The sequence below is a fragment of the Micromonospora sp. NPDC051300 genome (genome assembly GCF_044455315.1).
Taxonomy (GTDB): domain Bacteria; phylum Actinomycetota; class Actinomycetes; order Mycobacteriales; family Micromonosporaceae; genus Micromonospora; species Micromonospora robiginosa.
This window is the reverse complement of sequence record NZ_JBITEP010000001.1, coordinates 20468-37880: the sequence shown is the minus strand read 5'-3', so window position 1 is coordinate 37880 and position 17413 is coordinate 20468. Positions and strand designations below refer to the sequence as shown.

Genomic DNA, 17413 nt, shown 5'->3' with positions numbered 1-17413 from the left:
CTGCCCGGCGGGAAGCCCAGGCACCTCAGCGCGCCCTGGGGAGGGACCATGCCGATCGTGATCAAGAGGATTCTCGCCTGGGGGTTCCTCGCGTTCCTGATCTACTTCATGGCGTTCCGGCCGGACGGCGCGGCGCAGCTTTTCCGGGGCATCGGCGCGGCGCTGATGGCCATCGCCCAGGGGCTCGGCGACTTCCTCACCGGCCTGATGTCCTGACCGCTCAGCCGTGCGGGTGCCACGGGTGCGGGGCGTGACCGACCGGCGGGGGCGGCGGGGCCAGCACCACCGGGATCGGCACCACCGGCTCGTCCGGCGCCTCGACCGTGCGCCGGGACCCGTCCGGGAACCGCAGGTGGTAGCGCTGACCGTCCCAGACCCCAACCGGCGCCTGCGGGTCCCGCCCGACGAAGAACGACCGGTACGCGGCGATCGAGTCCAGCAGCTCCCGTTCCTCCCGTGCCGTCCGGTCCCGCTCGGCGGGCTTGCGGTCCAGCCCCCGGCGCATGCCGTCGCGCAGCAGCGCCAGCCGGGTGGCGGCGAACTGGTAGCCGCGCATCGCCTTCACCCCGCCGTCGCCGGCCACCCGGCGGGCCCAGGCGCGGGCCGCGTGCCGCCGACCCAGGCTGCCCAGCGCCGCCACCTCGGGTGGGGTGAGCCAGCCCGCCCGGACGTAGTCGGGCAGCGTGCGCTCGGTGAGCCGGCCCTCCCAGGCGCGCAGGCCGACGGCCAGCCCCACCATGCCGAAGAAGATCGGCACCATCACGCCGATGTAGCCGTAGAGCACGATCACCGGCTGCCCGGTGACCTGCGCCAGCGACGGGATCAGGTTCCAGGTGCCGTGCAGCATCATGGCCAGCAGCAGGCCGGCGAGCGGGGCGAGGATCCGCACCCGCCGGTCGGCGGTACGCGCGGCGACGCCCAGCCCGACGCCGGTCATCGACGTGAACAGCGGGTGGGCGAAGCCGAACAGCAGGATCCGCACGATGAAGATCGCGATCACCTGCTGCGCGCCGGTGGCCGGGCCGTACTCCTCGACGCCGGTGCGGTAGCCGTAGCCGCCCAGGTAGAGGATGTTCTCCACCATGGCGAAGCCGACCGCGGAGAGCCCGCAGTAGACCAGCCCGTCGGTGACCCCGGAGAACTCCCGACGCCGGAAGATCAGCAGCAGGATGGGGCCGGCGGCCTTGGTCAGCTCCTCGATGAACGGCGCGACGAGCACCGCGGTCAGCGCGGCGGGCAGCCCCCAGTCCTTGAACAGCCGCGCGCCCGTCTCGTTGACCAGCAGCGAGATGGCGGTGGAGACGAACGCGCCCCACGCGAAGCAGAAGATCAGGTATTTCAGCGGCTCGGGCTCGTAGCGGTCGAGCCAGAGGAAGCAGGACACCAGCACCGGCACCGGCAGGATCGCCGCGATCACGCCGACCAGCAGCGCCTCGGCGCCCAGGCTCTCGCCCAGCGTGAACACCATGAACAAGGCGCCGGCCGCGATCAGCAGCACCACCCCGGCCAGCGCCAGGAAACGCCGCCAGCCGAGCCGACGCAGCGGCATCCGCGGTGACGGCGCCCCGGGCGGCGGGACGGCGGGCGCGGACGGCGGCGGCAGTGCTCCGCCGGGCGGGGTGACGGCCATGCGGTCAGCGTAGTCACCCACGCCCCACTGTTCCGGCCGCATCACGACGGCTATGCTCCGGAACAGGTCACGAGCGCCAGCGTCAAGCCCCGGCTTGCTGGCCGGCAACCCTCGTCAGTTCGCGGTGGGGTGCCCCGGGTGATGACCGGGCCCAGCGCCGCCTCGCGTGCTGGGCAAGCGCGGACCCCTTCGGCGAGATCCGGGGGTCCCCGGTGGCCCGGGAGGCTCCGCCATGACCGTCACCCTCGTACCCGCCCTGCCCACGCTGCAGGTGCCGGCCCGGCCGGACCCGCTCGGCGTGCTCGGCGTGCCCGGAGAGATCAACCTGGACCACGCCGCCAGCGCGCCGTGCGCGCGGGCCGCGGCCGACGCGGTGGCCGAGCTGCTGCCCTGGTACGCGAGCGTGCACCGCGGCGCGGGCGCGCTGTCGCGGCGCTGCACGCTTGCCTACGAGCGGGCCCGGCAGACCGTGGCGGACTTCCTCGGCGCCCGCCCCACCGACCACGTGGTCTTCACCCGGAACACCACCGACGCGGTGAACCTGCTGGCCCGGGCGCTGCCGGCCGGCACCACGGTGGTCACCTTCGGCGGGGAGCACCACGCCAACCTGCTGCCCTGGCCGCGCGGCTCGGTGCGGCTGCCGGTGCCGGACAGCCCGGCCGGCGCGGTCCGGTCCCTCGACGCGGCGCTGGGCGAGCTGGCCCGCGACGCCCGGCCCGGCCTGCCGGTGCTTGTCGCCGTCACCGGGGCCAGCAACGTGACAGGCGAGTGCTGGCCGGTGACCGAGCTGGCCCGGGTGGCCCACCGGTACGGCGCGCGGATCCTGGTGGACGCCGCGCAGCTCGCCCCGCACGCGCGTGTCGACGTGGCCGCGTCGGACCTGGACTACGTGGCGCTCTCCGGCCACAAGCTGTACGCGCCGTTCGGCGCGGGCGTGCTGGTCGGGCGCGCGGACTGGCTGGACGCGGCCCCGCCGTACCTGCCCGGCGGCGGCGCCACCAGCCACGTCGGCGCGGCCACCCACGACGTCAGGTGGGCGACCGGCCCGGCCCGGCACGAGGGCGGCACCCCGAACCTGCTCGGCGCGGTGGCGCTCGCGGCGGTCGGCGCGGCGCTCGACGCGGCGGACCGGGCCGCGCTGCACGCCCGGGAGCAGGCGTTGCTGGCCCGGCTGCGCGCCGGCCTGGCCGCGCTGCCGGACGTGGTGGAGTTGCGCACGTTCGGCCCGGACGCGCCCCGGGTGGGCATCGTCAGCTTCGTGGTGGCCGGGCGGGACTCCGCCGAGGTGGCCGCGCACCTGGCGGCCCGGCACCGGATCGGCGTCCGGGACGGCCTGTTCTGCGCCCACCCGCTGACCCGCCGTCTGCTCACCGAGGCCGCCGCCCGGTCCGGCCGCACCGACCTGCCGCCCACCGCGCTGCGCGCCAGCCTCGGCCTGGGCACCACCGAGCACGAGGTCGACACCCTCCTGCGGGCCCTGGCCACCCTCCCGGGCTGACCGCCGACGGTCAGCCGACCGGCGGGGCGGTGGGCGGTTGGGGCGTCTCGTCGGTCTGCTGGTCGTTGCCGTGGAACGCCTGGCGGACCAGGCGGTTCGCCTCCTCCTGCTCGATGCCGGAGGCGACCATCAGGTCACTGGCCGCGGTCCGCACCTGCGCGATCACCACGCTGCCGGAGAAGCCCACCCCCTCGGCGTACGCCCGGCCGGCCTCGCTGACCGCGCGCAGGGTCCGCTCCCGGGCCTGCTGCGGCTCCTCCCCGGCGGCGAACTCGTGCCGGAGCAGGCGTACCGCCTCGGCGAGGTGGGCGACCGCGTCCGGCATCGGCTCGGGAATCTCCTCCTCGTCCTCGATCATGGTAACCGAGCGGCGGATCAGCGTGCCGCTGTTGCGCATCGCCCGGTCGATCGGCTCGGCCGCCTCCGCGTAGTGGGTCAGCTCGCTGCGCCGGTGCCAGCGCGCCGGCGAGATGGTGATGGTCTCCTTCGCGCCCTCGATCGCCTCGCCGAGCGCGGCCAGTTCCTCCTTGTTCTCCCGGAGCCGGAACAGCGCCCGCTGGGCCGCGCCCCGGTCCCGGTTGCGCAGCGCCTCGGCGCAGGCGTCGAGCTGTTCGGCGAGCAGGTCCAGCGCCGGCCGGGCGGCCCGGTTGATCACCCGCAGCGGGTTGAGCGGCAACAGCAGGGCGGTGACGATCAACGCGATGCTGCCGCCGAGGAACGCGTCGACGAAGCGCGGGAACTCCAGGTTCTGGGTGGACGGGCTGAGCGTCACGATCAGCACCGCGGTCGCCGCCGCCTGGATCACGATGGCCACGCTCGCCCCGGCGAAGATGGTCAGCAGGATCGCCGAGGTCACCACCAGCGCGAGCTGCCAGGCGCCGGTGCCGAGGAAGTAGATCAGCACGTCGCCGACCAGGACCCCGACCGCCACCCCGATGATCAGTTCGACGGTGCGCCGGAACCGCTGCCCGACCGAGGCGGCAAGCGTGCCCACCGCGGAGATCGGCGCGAAGACCGGCTGCGGATTGTGCAGCAGCCGGTGCGAGACCAGATAGGCCAGGCCGGCCGCGAGCCCGGCCTGCAACGCCAGGCCGAACGCGGTACGCACCCGGTGCAGCCGGTCGTGCAGGGTGGCCTTGCTCTTGTCGCGCAGCTCGTCCACGGCGGCGGCGATCCGCGGCCCGTCCAGGTCGGCCAGCCCCTCGCGCGAGGTCATCCGCCGCAGGAGCGGCGGTCGTCGGTCCCGGGCCATGGCGGGTACTACCCGTCCCGCCCGGGGTGAATCCTCGCCCCGGCGCCCGGATCGGGCAGACTGCACCGGGTGGACGAGCTGACGGCACGGTGGGAGCGGGCGGCGCGGGCGGCCGGCGCGACCGACCCGGGCGGCGTCCGGCGGGCCGGGGACCGGCTGCTGGCCGGCTGGCGGGAGCCGCACCGACGCCACCACACGGTGGACCACCTGTGCACGGTGCTCGACGTGGTCGACGCGTACGCCGATCGGGCCCGCCGCCCCGACCTGGTCCGGCTCGCCGCGTGGGGCCACGACGCGGTATACGACCCGCGCGCCGGCGGCGACGCCAACGAACGGGCCAGCGCCGACCTGACCGGCGACCTGCTCACCGCCGCCGGGCTGCCGACCACGGCGGTCGACGAGGTACGCCGCCTGGTGCTGCTCACCGCCGGTCACGCCGTCGGGCCGGACGACCCGGACGGCGCGCTGCTCTGCGACGCCGACCTGGCCGTGCTGGCGGCCCGACCGGCCGACTACGACAGGTACGCCGCCGCGATCCGCCACGAGTACGCCCACGTCCCCGAGCCGGACTTCCGCGCCGGTCGGGCCGCCGTGCTGCGGCACCTGCTCGACCTGCCGGCGCTCTACCGGCTAGCCGAGCCGCACGCCCGCTGGGAGGACCGCGCCCGCGCCAACCTGACCCGGGAGCTGACCGGCCTCGCCTGAGACCCGGGCGGCCCGGTGCTTCGGGCGACGCAGGCCGGCGACGTGCAGCCGGCGGACGATCTCCCGGGACGGGACCACCGTGGCGCCCAGCCAGACCGCCACCGGGAACCGCTCGGCGGGCAGGTCGTAGTGGTCCCGGTCGAAGCCGCGCCGGGGCACGCCGAGCATCTCGGCGAAGGCGTGCAGTTCCGCGTACGAGACGTCGCTGATCAGGTGCGACCAGAGCCGGCCGCGCCAGGGCACCGCGGGCGGGTCCAGGTAGAGCATGACGACCGACGGTACGCGTAGCCTTCCCGGCATGGCCGCCCATCCCCTCCTCGACGACCTGCGGTCCGCGCTCGGCGATTCCGCCGTGCTGACCGACCCGGACCTGCTGGCCGGTCACGAGCGCGACGAGGCGGACCTGTGCGCCTCGGGCACCCCGCTGGTGGTGGTCCGCCCCCGCGACACCGCCCAGGTGGTGGCCGCCGTGCGCGCGGCCGGGCGGCACGGCGTGCCGGTGGTGCCGCAGGGGGCGCGGACCGGGTTGGCCGGCGCGGCGAACGCGGTGGCCGGCGCGATGGTGCTGAGCACGGTGGCGATGGACCGGATCGTGGAGGTCGACCCGGTCGGCCGGATCGCCGTGGCGCAGCCCGGCGTGGTCAACGCGGCGCTGGCTCAGGCGGTGCGGGCGCGCGGGCTCTGGTATCCGCCGGACCCCGGCTCCTGGGAGTCGTCCACGATCGGCGGCAACGTGGCCACCAACGCCGGCGGCATGTGCTGCGTCAAGTACGGCGTGACGAGCGAATACGTGCTCGGCCTGGAGGTGGTGCTCGCCTCCGGCGAGGTGCTGCGCACCGGCCGGCGCACCGCCAAGGGCGTCGCCGGGTACGACCTCACCCGGCTGTTCGTCGGCTCCGAGGGCACGCTCGGCGTGATCACCGAGGTGACCGTGGCGCTGCGTCCCGCGCCCGAGGCGTCGCTGACCCTGGTCGCGGTCTTCCCCACCACGGCGGCGGCCGGCGGCGCGGTGGCCGGGATCGCCGAGCGGGGTCTCACCCCGAGCCTGCTGGAGCTGCTGGACCGCACGCACCTGCGGGCGATCGAGGCGTACCGGCCGATGGGGTTGCGCACCGACGCGGAGGCGCTGCTGCTGGCCGCCGTGGACACCGGCGACCGGGCCGCCGACGACCTGGCCCGGATCGCCGAGGTGTGCGGCGCGGCCGGGGCCGACGAGGTCTGGACCGCCACCGACGCGACCGAGGCGACCGCCCTGCTCCAGGCCCGACGGCTGGCCCACCCGGCGATGGAGCGGTACGCCGCCGAGACCTTCCCCGGCGGCAACGGCGGCCTGGTCATCGACGACGTGGCGGTGCCGCGCGGCCGGCTCGCCGAGCTGCTGGACGGGGTGGCCCGGATCGCCGGGGCGTGCGACGTGCCGATCGGCGTGGTCGGGCACGCCGGGGACGGCAACATGCACCCCAACATCGTCCTCGACCGGGCCGACCCGGCGAGTCTGGACCGGGGCCGGCGGGCCTTCGACGAGATCATGCGGCTCGGTCTGGAGCTGGGTGGCACCTGCACCGGGGAGCACGGCGTCGGGTTGCTCAAGCGGGACTGGCTGGCGCGGGAGATCGGCCCGGTGGGCGTCCGGGTGCACCAGGCGATCAAGGCCGCGCTGGACCCGGCGGGGCTGCTCAACCCCGGCAAGGTGATCTGACTCAGCCCTTGTCCTCGGCCGGGGTGGCCTGGGTGAGCAGCAGCAGCACGTCGTACGCCACCGGCGGCGCCGGCTCACCCGGGCAGTCCTGGATGGTGATGGTCAGCTCCGGCGGGACGAGCAGCGACGAGGTCAGCGCGCCGATGCAGAGCTGCCGGTAGCGCCGGGCCTCGTCGGTCTCCCGCACCAGCGCCGGGTCGGCGAGCATCCGCTGCAACCGCTGGGTCTGCTCCGGGTTGAGCGCGCCCGTCGCGTCGACGCCGTCACCGGCGCAGTCGCGGCACTGCCACCGCCCGGCCGGGTCGACCTCCAGCGTGCGGACCTTGCCGTCCGCGCCGAGCCGCTGGAGCAGGGTGACCGGCTTCCCGGTCGGTGTCGGGGCGGCCGTGCCCTGCTGACCGGGTGTCGTGGCGCTCTCGGCCCGGCCGAGGACCGAGCAGCCGGTCAGGGCGGTCGCCAGCAGGACGGCGGCGGACAGTGCGGGAACGCGCGTCGAGGATGGACGAACCACGCGGGAAACCTACACTTCCGTAGGTTGCGCGCACTACCCACCGAGCGGACGGTAGGGGCTGCGATTTCCTCAGCGGGGCGAGGTCGGCAGTCCGCTGTTCCGGTCGGCCGCGAAGCCGCGCACGTCGGGCGCGCCGAGCCGCGCCGCATCGGCGGCGATGTCGTCCGGCATGAGCTGCGACTCCCGCTCGGCCTCCACCCGCGCCCGGTAGTGGGCCACCTCCCGGGTCCGGGTCGCCGCGTCCCAGCCGAGCACCGCGCCCATCAGCTCGGCGGCGTGCTCCGCCGACTCCAGGCCGCGGTGGCTGGTCTCGATCGAGATCCGGGTACGCCGGGTGAGCACGTCCTCCACGTGCAACGCGCCCTCGGCCCGGGCCGCGTACGTCACCTCGGCGGCGAGGTATTCCGGCGCGCCGGCCAGCGGCGAGCCGAGCAGCGGGTCGGCGTCGATCAGGGCGAGCAGGTCGAGGGTGAGGTTGCCGTAGCGCTCCAGCAGGTGCTCGACCACCCCGACCGGCACCCCGTGCCGGCGGGCCAGGTCGGCCCGGTCGCGCCACATGGCGGCGTATCCGTCGGCGCCGAGCAGCGGCAGGTCGGCGGTGCGCGACGGGCGGGCCCGGCCGAGCCGGTGCGCCGCGTGGTCGACCACGTCGGCGGCCATCACCCGGTAGGTGGTGTATTTGCCGCCGGCCACCAGCAGCAGGCCGAGCATCGGCTCGACCACGGCGTGCTCGCGGGAGAGCTTGGAGGTGGAGTCCGCCTCGCCGGAGAGCAGCGGGCGCAGCCCGGCGTAGACGCCCTCGATGTCGGCGGTGGTCAACGGCCGGTCCAGCACGGTGTTGACCTGTTCCAGCAGGTAGTCGATGTCGCGCGCGGTGGCGGCCGGGTGGGACCTGTCGAGCTGCCAGTCGGTGTCGGTGGTGCCGATGATCCAGTGCCCGCCCCACGGGATGACGAAGAGGACACTCGTCGCGGTGCGCAGGATCAGACCGGTCTCGCCGACGATCGCCGACCGGGGCACCACCAGGTGCACGCCCTTCGAGGCCCGGACCCGCAGGCCGGGGCGCAGCCCGACGTCGTTGAGCATGCGCGACATGTCGTCGCTCCACACGCCGGTGGCGGCGATCACGGTGCGGGCGCGGACCTCGAACTCGGCGTCCGGCGAGCCGGCCGGCGCCTCCAGGTCGCGCACCCGGACGCCTGTCACCTCGCGGGCCTGGCGGATCAGGCCGACCGCGCGGGCGCTGTTGACCACTGTCGCGCCGAGGCTGGCCGCGGTGCGGGCCAGCGTCACCACCAGGCGGGCGTCGTCGACCTGGCCGTCGTAGTAGCGGATCGCGCCGGCCAGCGTGTCCGGCCGGAGGCTCGGGAAGATCCGGCGCGCGCCCTCGCGGGTCAGGTGCCGGTGCAACGGCATGCCGCGCCCGCCGCCGAACACCCCGGCGAACGCGTCGTAGGCGGCCACGCCGAGGCCGTAGTAGGAGCGGCGGAGGAAGCGGCGGGGCAGGTCGCGCACGCCGCCCTCGGCCGGCAGCGGCACCAGGATCGGCACCGGGCGGACCAGGTGCGGGGCGAGCCGGGTGGCGAGCAGCCCGCGTTCGGTGAGCGCCTCGTGGACCAGGTGGAACTCCAACTGCTCCAGGTAGCGCAGGCCGCCGTGGATCAGCTTGCTGGACCGGCTGGACGTGCCGGCGGCGTAGTCGCGCGCCTCCACCAGGGCCACCTTGAGCCCCCGGGACGCGGCGTCGAGAGCGGCGCCCGCGCCGGTCACCCCGCCCCCGATGATCAGGACGTCGAACCGCTCGGCGCGCAGGCGACGCAGGTCGTCGGCGCGACGCTCGGCGGAGAGCTGGCCGGCCGCGGATCGGGACACGTTGGGGTCGCGCACGGGTCCACGGTAGCCGTCCCCGCGCCACCGCGACACGCCCCGGCCGTACCGTGATGACCATGCTGACCGGCCCGCCCGCTGCTCCCGTACCCCAGCCGCCGCGCGAGACCGGGCCGTGGCCGGTCGTCGCGGCGGCGGCGACAGGCGTCTGGGCGATGCTGCTCACCGTGCCCGGCCAGGTCACCGGCTGGCTGGTCGACCAGGTGGTGCTGGTGACCGGGGCGGACCGGGTGGTGGCGGTCTGGCCGCTCGTCGCCGTGGTCACCGCGCTGCTGGTGGGTGGGCCGGCGCTGGCGTTGGCGCTGCTGCCGCGGTCCCCGGCGGTGCGGGCGGCCGGGCGGGCGTGGACCGGCGGCGCGGTAGCGCTCGGCGCGGCGACGCTGCTGCGGGCGCTGCCGCCGGTGCACCACGAGGCCTACCTGGCCGCGCTGGCGCTTACCGTCGCGCTGCTCGCGCTCGCCGTGGCCCGGTTGCCCCATCGCCCGGCCGGTCCGGCGATCGCACCGGCGGCCGGCCACGCCGTCCCACGGCCGCCGGAAGCGGCGCCGGGGGCGCCCGCGGTTCCGGCCGCGCCCGACGACCCGGCCGCGACGCCGGGGACGGCCGGCGGCGGGCGGCGGCCGGGCGCGGTGACGCTGCTGGCGGTCGCCGCCGGGCTGGCGGTCCTGCTGCCCTGGCTCTGGGTGGGTGCGCTGGGCGGGCTGCTGGAGACGGTGCTCGCCGGGCTGGCCGCCGCCGCGTTCGGCGCGCTGGCCGGCGCGCTGCTCGGACCCGCGTTCTGGGCCGGCCTCGCGCCCGGCACGACGGTCCGGCCGGCCCGTCTGGTGCTGGTCGGCGGGCTGGTCGCCGGCGTCACGCTGGCGCTGCTGGCGGCCGGCGCCGGACAGTCGGGCGCCCAGTTGCCGGGCCTGGTGCTGCTGCCGCCGCTCGGCTTCGTGCTGGGCGCGCTGGAGGTGGCGGCCCGGCACGCCGGCCGCCCGGCCGGGCCGGCGCCGGTGCGGTGGCTGGTCGCCCTGGCCCTGGCCGGGCCGCTGGCGCTGACCGACCCGGAGGAGATCACGCTGCTGCTGGCCACCAGCCGCGACGTGCCGTTCTGGGTCGCGGTCGGCGCCGGCGCGGCGTTCGCCGTCGCGGTCCTGCTCGCCGTCGGGTACGGCGTGCTGCTCGCCCGCCCCCGCGCCCGCGCGCCCCGCCGGGGCGTCGCCGGGCTGACCGCCGGGGCGCTGCTCGCCGCCGTGGCGGTGGTCTACCTGGTCCCCGGCCAGCCGGGCCTGTACGGCGAGCGGCTGCTGGTGGTGCTGCGCGAGCAGGCCGATCTGAGCGGCCTGCCGACCGGCGCACCGGGCCGGGCGGGACGGGACGCGCGGGCCGCCGAGGTCTACCGGCGGCTGGTCGCCACCGCCGACCGGACGCAGGGCGACCTGCGCCGCACGCTGACCCGGCTGCGCCTGCACCCCACGCCCTACTACCTGGTCAACGCGATCTCCACGGACGGCGGCCCGGCGGTGCGAGCGTGGTTGTCCGGCCGCCCCGAGGTGGCCCGGGTGCTTGTCGACCAGCGTCCGCGTCCGCTGCCCGCGGCGGCGCCGCCGGCCCGGGGCGACACCCCGGCGCCGACCGGCCCGACCTGGAACGTGTCGCTGATCGGCGCGGACCGGGTCTGGTCGGAGCTGGGCGTGACCGGCGCCGGCGTGGTGGTGGGCAGTTCCGACTCCGGGGTGGACGGGCGGCACCCGGCGTTGGCCGACGGTTTCCGGGGCGGCGACGACTCCTGGTACGACCCGTGGGAGCACCGCCGCGCGCCGGCCGACCGGGGCGGCCACGGCACGCACACGCTGGGCAGCGCGGTGGGCCGGGACGGGATCGGGGTGGCCCCCGGCGCGAGCTGGGTCGGCTGCGTCAATCTGGACCGCAACCTCGGCAGCCCGGCCCGCTACCTGGACTGCCTCCAGTTCATGCTGGCCCCGTTCCCGCCGGGCGGGAACCCGCTTACCGACGGTCGGCCGCGACGCGCGCCGGACGTGCTGACCAACTCGTGGGGCTGCCCGCCGTTGGAGGGCTGCGACCCGGGCGCGCTGCGTCCGGCGACCGCCGCGCTGGCCGCCGCCGGCATCCTGGTGGTGGCCGCCGCGGGCAACACCGGCCCGTCCTGCGGCTCGATCGCCGACCCGCCGGCGCCGTACCCGGACGTGCTCACGGTCGGTGCGGTGGACAGGTCCCGCCGGCTCACCGACTTCTCCAGCCGGGGCCCGGCCGGGTCGGCCGCGAAGCCCGACCTGGTGGCACCGGGCGCGGCGGTGCCGTCCGCGTTCCCCGGCGGCGGGTACGCCACGCTTGACGGCACGTCGATGGCCACCCCGCAGGTGGCGGGTGTGGTGGCGCTGATGTGGTCGGCGAACCCGGCGCTTGTCGGCGACCTGGACCGGACCCGGCGGATCCTCACCGAGACCGCCACCCCGGTCACCGCCCCGGCCGGCGCGACCTGCGGCGGCACCCGGGACCTGGTCGGCGCCGGCCTGCTCGACGCGTACGCGGCGGTGCGGGCGGCCCGGGCCGGTTAACAAACCTGCCCGGATGGCCTAGCGTCGGCGTCCATGGACGTGGAGATCATCGAGTTGGGGTCGGATCGGCTGCCCGACGTCGTCGACCTGTGCCGGCGGGCGCTGGACCTGCCGGAGGACGCGGCCGAGGCACCGGCCGTGGTGGCCACGCTCGCCGACCGGGCGGCGGCCGACCGCCCGGTGCTGCGGCTCGGCGCGGTCCGCGACGGCACGCTGCTCGGGGTCCTGCTCGGGTCGCTGTCGGTGGCCCATCCGGAGCGCGGCCACGTCGACCTGGTCGCGGTGGCGCCGGCGGAGCGTCGCCAGGGCGTCGGCACGGCGCTGCTGACCGGGGCGGAGACGCGGCTGGCCGCGCTCGGCGCGTCCGAGCTGCTGCTGGCCGGCAACCCGCCGCACTACGCCTGGCCGGGCATCGACGTCCGCTACACCCCGGCGGTCTGCGCCGCGCTGCGGCTCGGCTTCCGCCAGGACCGGACGGCCTGGAACATGACCGCCGCGCTGACCGAGGGGTCGCCGGCGCTGCGCCCGACCGAGGCCGCCGAGCAGCGGCTGGCCGCGCGGGGCGTGACGGTACGCCGGGCCGAGCCGGCGGACCTGCCGGCGCTGAGCGCGTTCGCCCGCTCGGTGTTCGGCGGCACCTGGGACGGTGAGCTGGCCGGCTCGGTGGGCCGCCCGGACGCGGGCACGCACCTGGCCGAGCGGGACGGCGAGATCCTCGGCTTCGCCGCGTACGGGTCGGCGCGGCCGAGCTGGTTCGGGCCGATGGGCACCGCGCCGGCGGCCGAGGGCTCCGGGATCGGCGGGGTGCTGTTGCGCCGCTGCCTGCGGGACCAGGCGGCGGCCGGCATCGGCGCGGCGCAGATCGGCTGGGTGGGGCCGGTGCCGTTCTACTCCGGCGCGGCCGGCGCGCGGATCGAGCGCGTCTTCTTCCTCTACCGCAAAGCCATCAAACGGGCATAACGCCGTTCGCCCTCCACGGGGATCGACAGGCACCTACGGTCGAGGCACAGAGGAGGCGGCGCATGCCCACGGAAGACGAACGGACCCACGACCCGGCCCCGGCCCGGGAGCTGCCCGCCGACCGGCTGGACCTCGGCGACGCCGAGCAGGACGTCGCCGGCCAGCCACCCGAGGAGGAGGCCCGGCAACCGGTGGACGAGCCGAGGCGGATCGTCCCGCCGTACGGCCGGGCGCACAAGCGGCGCAACCAACGCCCGCTGCCCACCTGAGCCGACACACGGAAGGGGGCGGACCGCACACGCGGCCCGCCCCCTTCGCGGCGTACTGGTGGAGCTGGACTCAGAAGTCCATGTCCCCGCCACCCGGGCCGGCCGGGGCGGCCGGGGTCTTCTCCGGCTTGTCCGCCACGACGGCCTCGGTGGTGAGGAACAGCGCGGCGATCGAGGCGGCGTTCTGCAGCGCGGAACGCGTCACCTTGGCCGGGTCGATGATGCCGGCGGCCAGCAGGTCCACGTACTCGCCGGTCGCGGCGTTGAGGCCGTGACCCGGGTCGAGGTTGCGAACCCGCTCGACGACGACGCCACCCTCGAGGCCGGCGTTGACGGCGATCTGCCGCAGCGGGGCGTCCAGCGCGATCTTGACGATCTGCGCGCCGGTCGCCTCGTCGCCGGCCAGGTCCAGCTTGTCGAAGGCGGTCTTGCCGGCCTGCACCAGCGCGACGCCACCACCCGGGACGATGCCCTCCTCGACGGCGGCCTTCGCGTTGCGGACGGCGTCCTCGATGCGGTGCTTGCGCTCCTTCAGCTCGACCTCGGTGGCCGCGCCGACCTTGATCACCGCAACACCGCCGGCCAGCTTGGCCAGACGCTCCTGCAGCTTCTCCCGGTCGTAGTCGGAGTCGCTCTTGTCGATCTCGGCCCGGATCTGGTTGACCCGGCCCTGGATCTGCTCGGCGTCACCGGCGCCGTCGACGATGGTGGTCTCGTCCTTGGTCACCACGACCTTGCGGGCGCGGCCCAGCATGTCGAGGTTGACGGCGTCCAGCTTGAGGCCGACCTCCTCGCTGATGACCTGGCCACCGGCGAGGATGGCGATGTCGGTCAGCATGGCCTTGCGGCGGTCACCGAAGCCCGGCGCCTTGACGGCGACCGACTTGAAGGTGCCACGGACCTTGTTGACCACCAGGGTGGCCAGGGCCTCGCCCTCCAGGTCCTCGGCGATGATCAGCAGCGGCTTGCCCGACTGCATGACCTTCTCCAGGATCGGGAGCAGGTCCTTCACCGACGAGATCTTGCTGTTGACGATCAGGATGTAGGGGTCGTCGAAGACGGCCTCCATACGCTCCGGGTCGGTCATGAAGTAGGCGGAGATGTAGCCCTTGTCGAAGCGCATGCCCTCGGTGAGCTCGAGCTCGAGGCCGAAGGTGTTGCTCTCCTCGACGGTGATGACGCCTTCCTTGCCCACCTTGTCCATCGCCTCGGCGATGATCTCACCGACGGTGGTGTCACCGGCGGAGATGGAGGCGGTGGAGGCGATCTGCTCCTTGGTCTCCACGTCCTTGGCGAGCTTGAGCAGCTCCTCCGAGACGTTGGCGACGGCGGCCTCGATGCCCCGCTTCAGGGCCATCGGGTTGGCGCCGGCGGCCACGTTGCGCAGACCCTCGCGAACCAGGGCCTGGGCCAGGACGGTCGCCGTCGTCGTGCCGTCACCGGCGACGTCGTCGGTCTTCTTCGCGACCTCCTTGACCAGCTCGGCGCCGATCTTCTCGTACGGGTCCTCGAGCTCGATCTCCTTGGCGATGCTCACACCATCGTTGGTGATGGTGGGGGCACCCCACTTCTTCTCGAGCACGACGTTGCGGCCCCTCGGGCCGAGCGTCACCTTCACGGCGTCGGCGAGCTGGTTCATGCCCCGCTCGAGGCCGCGGCGCGCCTCTTCGTCGAACGCGATCATCTTGGCCATACGGCGTTGTCCTCCTGGACACTCACGGGCCACCCGGGATGCCCGGATGGGCCGTCTGGTGTACGCACCTTGGGGACGTCGTCACCTGGCGACGACGACGTCCTCCTCGGTCGGGCCGGACAGCCCGCGACGACCGGCCCCGTTCCGCTCCGACGCCTCTTGCGACGCCGGTGCGGCCGTGGCCCTACCGCCCCGACCATTGGCACTCACCGTACGCGAGTGCCAATGACTTGTTTAGCACTCTCCCTAGCCGAGTGCAAGCACGACAGCGCCGCTCAGCCGAGTTCCGCGGCCAGCCGGGCCGCGTTCACCGGACCTTCGTGGGCCCGCTGCTCGGCGTACGCGACGACCAGCCCGACGAGCTGCGCGACATAGGCCGGCGCGGCCACCGCCGCCCCGATCAGCGCCAGCGTCACCGCACCGGCCGCGGTGCCCGGCTCCGCCGTCGGATCGGTGCCGAACGCCGCACCGCTCACCATGCTCACCACGAAGTCCAGCACGCTCGCCGCGAGCAGCGCGCACACGACGAGCGCCACCCGACCCAGCACCGTCCCGAAACGCTTGTGGAACATCCGCCAGGCCCGCCCGACCGGATCCTGCCGCTCGAACAGGTACACCGGCCCGAACAGCGCGACCGCGAACCCCGCGTAGAGGCCGGGCAGCAGGCACAGGCAGGCGCCGACGGTGATCAGCAGCGAGACGACGATCGTCCAGCCCCAGAGACCGAGCGCGCGGCGCAGCCCGTACCGGAGCGCGCCACCGATCCCCGCCGGCTCGCCGGCCGCCTGCCGGGCCACCACCCAGGTGCCCGCGCCCCAGCCGAGCGCCTGGAGCGGGCTGAAGACCAGGGCGGCGAGCAGGACCACGCCGTAGAACGCGAGCATCTGCTCCAGGTAGCCGTCCGGCAGCACCGGCGCGCCGTCCGGGCCGGTGCCCATCGGCTCGGCGGGGACGAGGAAGAGCGAGAGGACCGAGATCACCGCCGCCGGGACGGCCTGGGTGAGCAGCATGATCGGCAGGAGCTGCCGCCACCCCCGCCGCACCGCGCCCACGCACCGCGCGAACCAACCCCCGACGCCCTCGTGCGGCAGGGTGACGAGCGGATCGTTCGGGACGAGACCCGGATACCAGCCGGGCGGACCGCCGGGCACCGGCAGCGCGGGATAGGTCGCGCCGGGCATCGGATACCCGGGGTACGCGGGGCCGCCCGCGGCCCAGTTCCCGCCGGCGTCCGGCGCGGCCCAGCCGGACGGCATGCCCTGCTGCGCCGGCCAGCCGGGCGGCGTGCCGTGCTGCGCCGGCTGGTCCGGGCCACCCGGCTGCGCTGGCCAGCCGGGCGGCGTGCCCTGTGGGGCGGGCCAGCCCGGTGACGCCTGTCGGTCGGTGTCACCCGGCTGCGCCGGCCAGCCGGGCGGCATGCCGTGCTGCGCCGGGCCACCCGGCGGTGGGGGCCAGCCGGGCTGCGGGGAGCCGGGCGGAGCCGCGTACCCCGGCTCGGGCGGGATGCCCGGCTCGGAGTCGGTCGGGCCGGCGGCGGCCCACGGGTCGACGGCCGGCTGCCCGGCCGCGGACGTCGGCGGCCCGGGCGGGCCCGACCGCTCCGGCGTCGGCCCGGCGGCCGGCGACGCGGGCCGGTTCGGATCGGCCGGGGGCACCGGTTCGGTGGAACCCGACGGGGGCGGCTCGGACATGGGCCCTCCTCAGCGACGACGGCTGGAACGGCTCATGATCTTCCACGGTCCGGGGCCGCGGCGCTGCACCGGTCGGGGTGGTCCGGCCGCGCGCGGCGACCGCCGGCGATCAGGCGATGACGCGGACGTGCTCGGCCTGCGGACCCTTCTGGCCCTGGGCGATCTCGAACTCGACCCGCTGGCCGTCGTCCAGCGCCTTGTAGCCGTCCATCTCGATCGCGGAGAAGTGGACGAAGACGTCCTGCCCGCCGTCGACGGCGATGAAGCCGTAGCCCTTTTCGGCGTTGAACCACTTCACGGTGCCCTGTGCCACGGTGCACTTCCCTCACTCTGCGCGGCGTTCCAAGACCCGGGGACCGGCGGACCGGCACCGGCGGCGCACCGGTGCGGGCCATCGGCGACGGCCGTTGAATACGGTGACCGAAATCGCACGCTACACGAGGCGTGACGACCGCGCACGACCACAAATCGGGCATAATTCGGCCGTCCACGGCCCCGCTTCGGCGCGGTTCCGCACCGGTCCGGTATGCATGCGGCATGACCAGCGCGCCCACCCCGACCACGGTCCGCCGGATCCGTCCCGAAGACGCCGCCCGGATGCGGGCGCTCCGGCTGGAGATGCTCGCCGATGCCCCGCTGGCCTTCCTGGAGACCGTCGCGGAGGCCGCCGTCCGGTCGCACGCGGACTTCGCGGCACGGGTGGCGGCCGTCTCCCGGGGCGACCACACCGCCCAGTTCGTCGCCGACCCGGGCGGCCGTCTGGTCGGGCACGCCGGCGGCACCGTCGCGCCGGACGAGCCGGGTCTGACGCTCGTGTACGCGGTCTACGTGACGCCGGACCGGCGGGGCAGCGGGCTGCTCGCCGCGCTCGTGGACGAGGTGGCGGCCTGGTCCCGCGCCGCCGGGCGGCCGGAGCTGATGATGGAGGTGGTGGTCGGCAACGACCGGGCCTTCCGGGCCTACCAGAAGCTGGGCTTCACCGACACCGGCGTACGCGTGCGGCACCCGCGGATCCCCGCGCTGCGCGAACTCCAGATGCGCCGCCCGGCCTGACCCG

The 17413-nt window shown here is 75.5% G+C and carries 16 protein-coding genes and 1 riboswitch; of the genes, 8 read left to right on the top strand and 8 right to left on the bottom strand.

The window, feature by feature from the left end; all coding sequences use genetic code 11:
• Positions 1-48 precede the first annotated feature (48 nt).
• Complete coding sequence (locus tag ACIA5A_RS00170) at positions 49-216, top strand: hypothetical protein (protein WP_181570602.1); 168 nt, start codon at positions 49-51, stop codon at positions 214-216.
• Positions 217-220: 4 nt separating this feature from the next.
• Here ACIA5A_RS00170 and ACIA5A_RS00165 read toward each other — a convergent pair whose 3' ends face one another.
• Positions 221-1672 (bottom strand): PrsW family intramembrane metalloprotease, encoded by a 1452-nt coding sequence (locus tag ACIA5A_RS00165; protein ID WP_396755812.1) that lies wholly within the window; start codon positions 1670-1672, stop codon positions 221-223.
• Between the two features lie 23 nt (positions 1673-1695).
• Positions 1696-1816, top strand: a riboswitch (SAM riboswitch).
• A gap of 46 nt (positions 1817-1862) precedes the next feature.
• Here ACIA5A_RS00165 and ACIA5A_RS00160 point away from each other — a divergent pair.
• Positions 1863-3128, top strand: coding sequence for an aminotransferase class V-fold PLP-dependent enzyme (locus tag ACIA5A_RS00160; protein ID WP_396754894.1), 1266 nt, complete (start codon positions 1863-1865; stop codon positions 3126-3128).
• 10 nt (positions 3129-3138) lie between these two features.
• Here the strand turns inward: ACIA5A_RS00160 and ACIA5A_RS00155 are convergent, their stop codons facing one another.
• Positions 3139-4380 (bottom strand): aromatic acid exporter family protein, encoded by a 1242-nt coding sequence (locus ACIA5A_RS00155; protein ID WP_396754892.1) that lies wholly within the window; start codon positions 4378-4380, stop codon positions 3139-3141.
• Between the two features lie 69 nt (positions 4381-4449).
• Between ACIA5A_RS00155 and ACIA5A_RS00150 the strand changes: the two genes are divergently transcribed.
• Positions 4450-5085: a metal-dependent phosphohydrolase gene (locus tag ACIA5A_RS00150; protein WP_396754890.1), complete on the top strand. Its 636-nt coding sequence runs from the start codon at positions 4450-4452 to the stop codon at positions 5083-5085.
• Here the strand turns inward: ACIA5A_RS00150 and ACIA5A_RS00145 are convergent.
• Positions 5011-5352, bottom strand: coding sequence for a DUF4031 domain-containing protein (locus ACIA5A_RS00145; RefSeq protein ID WP_396754888.1), 342 nt, complete (start codon positions 5350-5352; stop codon positions 5011-5013). The genes ACIA5A_RS00150 and ACIA5A_RS00145 overlap by 75 nt on opposite strands.
• Positions 5353-5383: 31 nt before the next feature.
• Between ACIA5A_RS00145 and ACIA5A_RS00140 the strand changes: the two genes are divergently transcribed.
• Positions 5384-6784: an FAD-binding oxidoreductase gene (locus ACIA5A_RS00140; RefSeq protein ID WP_396754886.1), complete on the top strand. Its 1401-nt coding sequence runs from the start codon at positions 5384-5386 to the stop codon at positions 6782-6784.
• Position 6785: 1 nt separating this feature from the next.
• Here ACIA5A_RS00140 and ACIA5A_RS00135 read toward each other — a convergent pair whose 3' ends face one another.
• Complete coding sequence (locus ACIA5A_RS00135) at positions 6786-7295, bottom strand: hypothetical protein (RefSeq protein ID WP_396754884.1); 510 nt, start codon at positions 7293-7295, stop codon at positions 6786-6788.
• A gap of 69 nt (positions 7296-7364) precedes the next feature.
• A complete protein-coding gene (locus ACIA5A_RS00130; protein WP_396755810.1) occupies positions 7365-9167 on the bottom strand; it encodes a glycerol-3-phosphate dehydrogenase/oxidase in 1803 nt (600 codons plus the stop codon).
• Positions 9168-9337: 170 nt separating this feature from the next.
• Here ACIA5A_RS00130 and ACIA5A_RS00125 point away from each other — a divergent pair, with 170 nt between their 5' ends.
• The 3 genes from ACIA5A_RS00125 to ACIA5A_RS00115 all read left to right on the top strand — a co-directional run bounded on the left by ACIA5A_RS00125 (position 9338) and on the right by ACIA5A_RS00115 (position 12972).
• Positions 9338-11743 carry a S8 family serine peptidase gene (locus ACIA5A_RS00125; RefSeq protein ID WP_396755808.1) on the top strand — a complete coding sequence of 802 codons (2406 nt, stop codon included), beginning with the start codon at positions 9338-9340 and terminating at the stop codon, positions 11741-11743.
• Positions 11744-11776: 33 nt separating this feature from the next.
• On the top strand, positions 11777-12703 hold the full coding sequence (locus ACIA5A_RS00120) for a GNAT family N-acetyltransferase (protein WP_396754882.1): 927 nt from the start codon (positions 11777-11779) through the stop codon (positions 12701-12703).
• A gap of 62 nt (positions 12704-12765) precedes the next feature.
• Positions 12766-12972 carry a hypothetical protein gene (locus ACIA5A_RS00115; RefSeq protein WP_396754880.1) on the top strand — a complete coding sequence of 69 codons (207 nt, stop codon included), beginning with the start codon at positions 12766-12768 and terminating at the stop codon, positions 12970-12972.
• 70 nt (positions 12973-13042) lie between these two features.
• On the opposite strand, the gene groL is transcribed toward ACIA5A_RS00115, so the two are convergent.
• The 3 genes from groL to ACIA5A_RS00100 all read right to left on the bottom strand — a co-directional run bounded on the left by groL (position 13043) and on the right by ACIA5A_RS00100 (position 16669).
• The gene (groL, locus tag ACIA5A_RS00110; RefSeq protein WP_396754878.1) at positions 13043-14665 is read right to left on the bottom strand and encodes a chaperonin GroEL; all 1623 of its coding nucleotides are present in this window, start codon (positions 14663-14665) and stop codon (positions 13043-13045) included.
• A 275-nt stretch (positions 14666-14940) separates the two neighbouring features.
• A complete protein-coding gene (locus ACIA5A_RS00105) occupies positions 14941-16356 on the bottom strand; it encodes a hypothetical protein (RefSeq protein ID WP_396754876.1) in 1416 nt (471 codons plus the stop codon).
• Between the two features lie 109 nt (positions 16357-16465).
• On the bottom strand, positions 16466-16669 hold the full coding sequence (locus ACIA5A_RS00100; RefSeq protein ID WP_039909088.1) for a cold-shock protein: 204 nt from the start codon (positions 16667-16669) through the stop codon (positions 16466-16468).
• A 224-nt stretch (positions 16670-16893) separates the two neighbouring features.
• Here ACIA5A_RS00100 and ACIA5A_RS00095 point away from each other — a divergent pair, with 224 nt between their 5' ends.
• Positions 16894-17409 carry a GNAT family N-acetyltransferase gene (locus ACIA5A_RS00095; RefSeq protein WP_396754875.1) on the top strand — a complete coding sequence of 172 codons (516 nt, stop codon included), beginning with the start codon at positions 16894-16896 and terminating at the stop codon, positions 17407-17409.
• Positions 17410-17413: the final 4 nt, after the last annotated feature.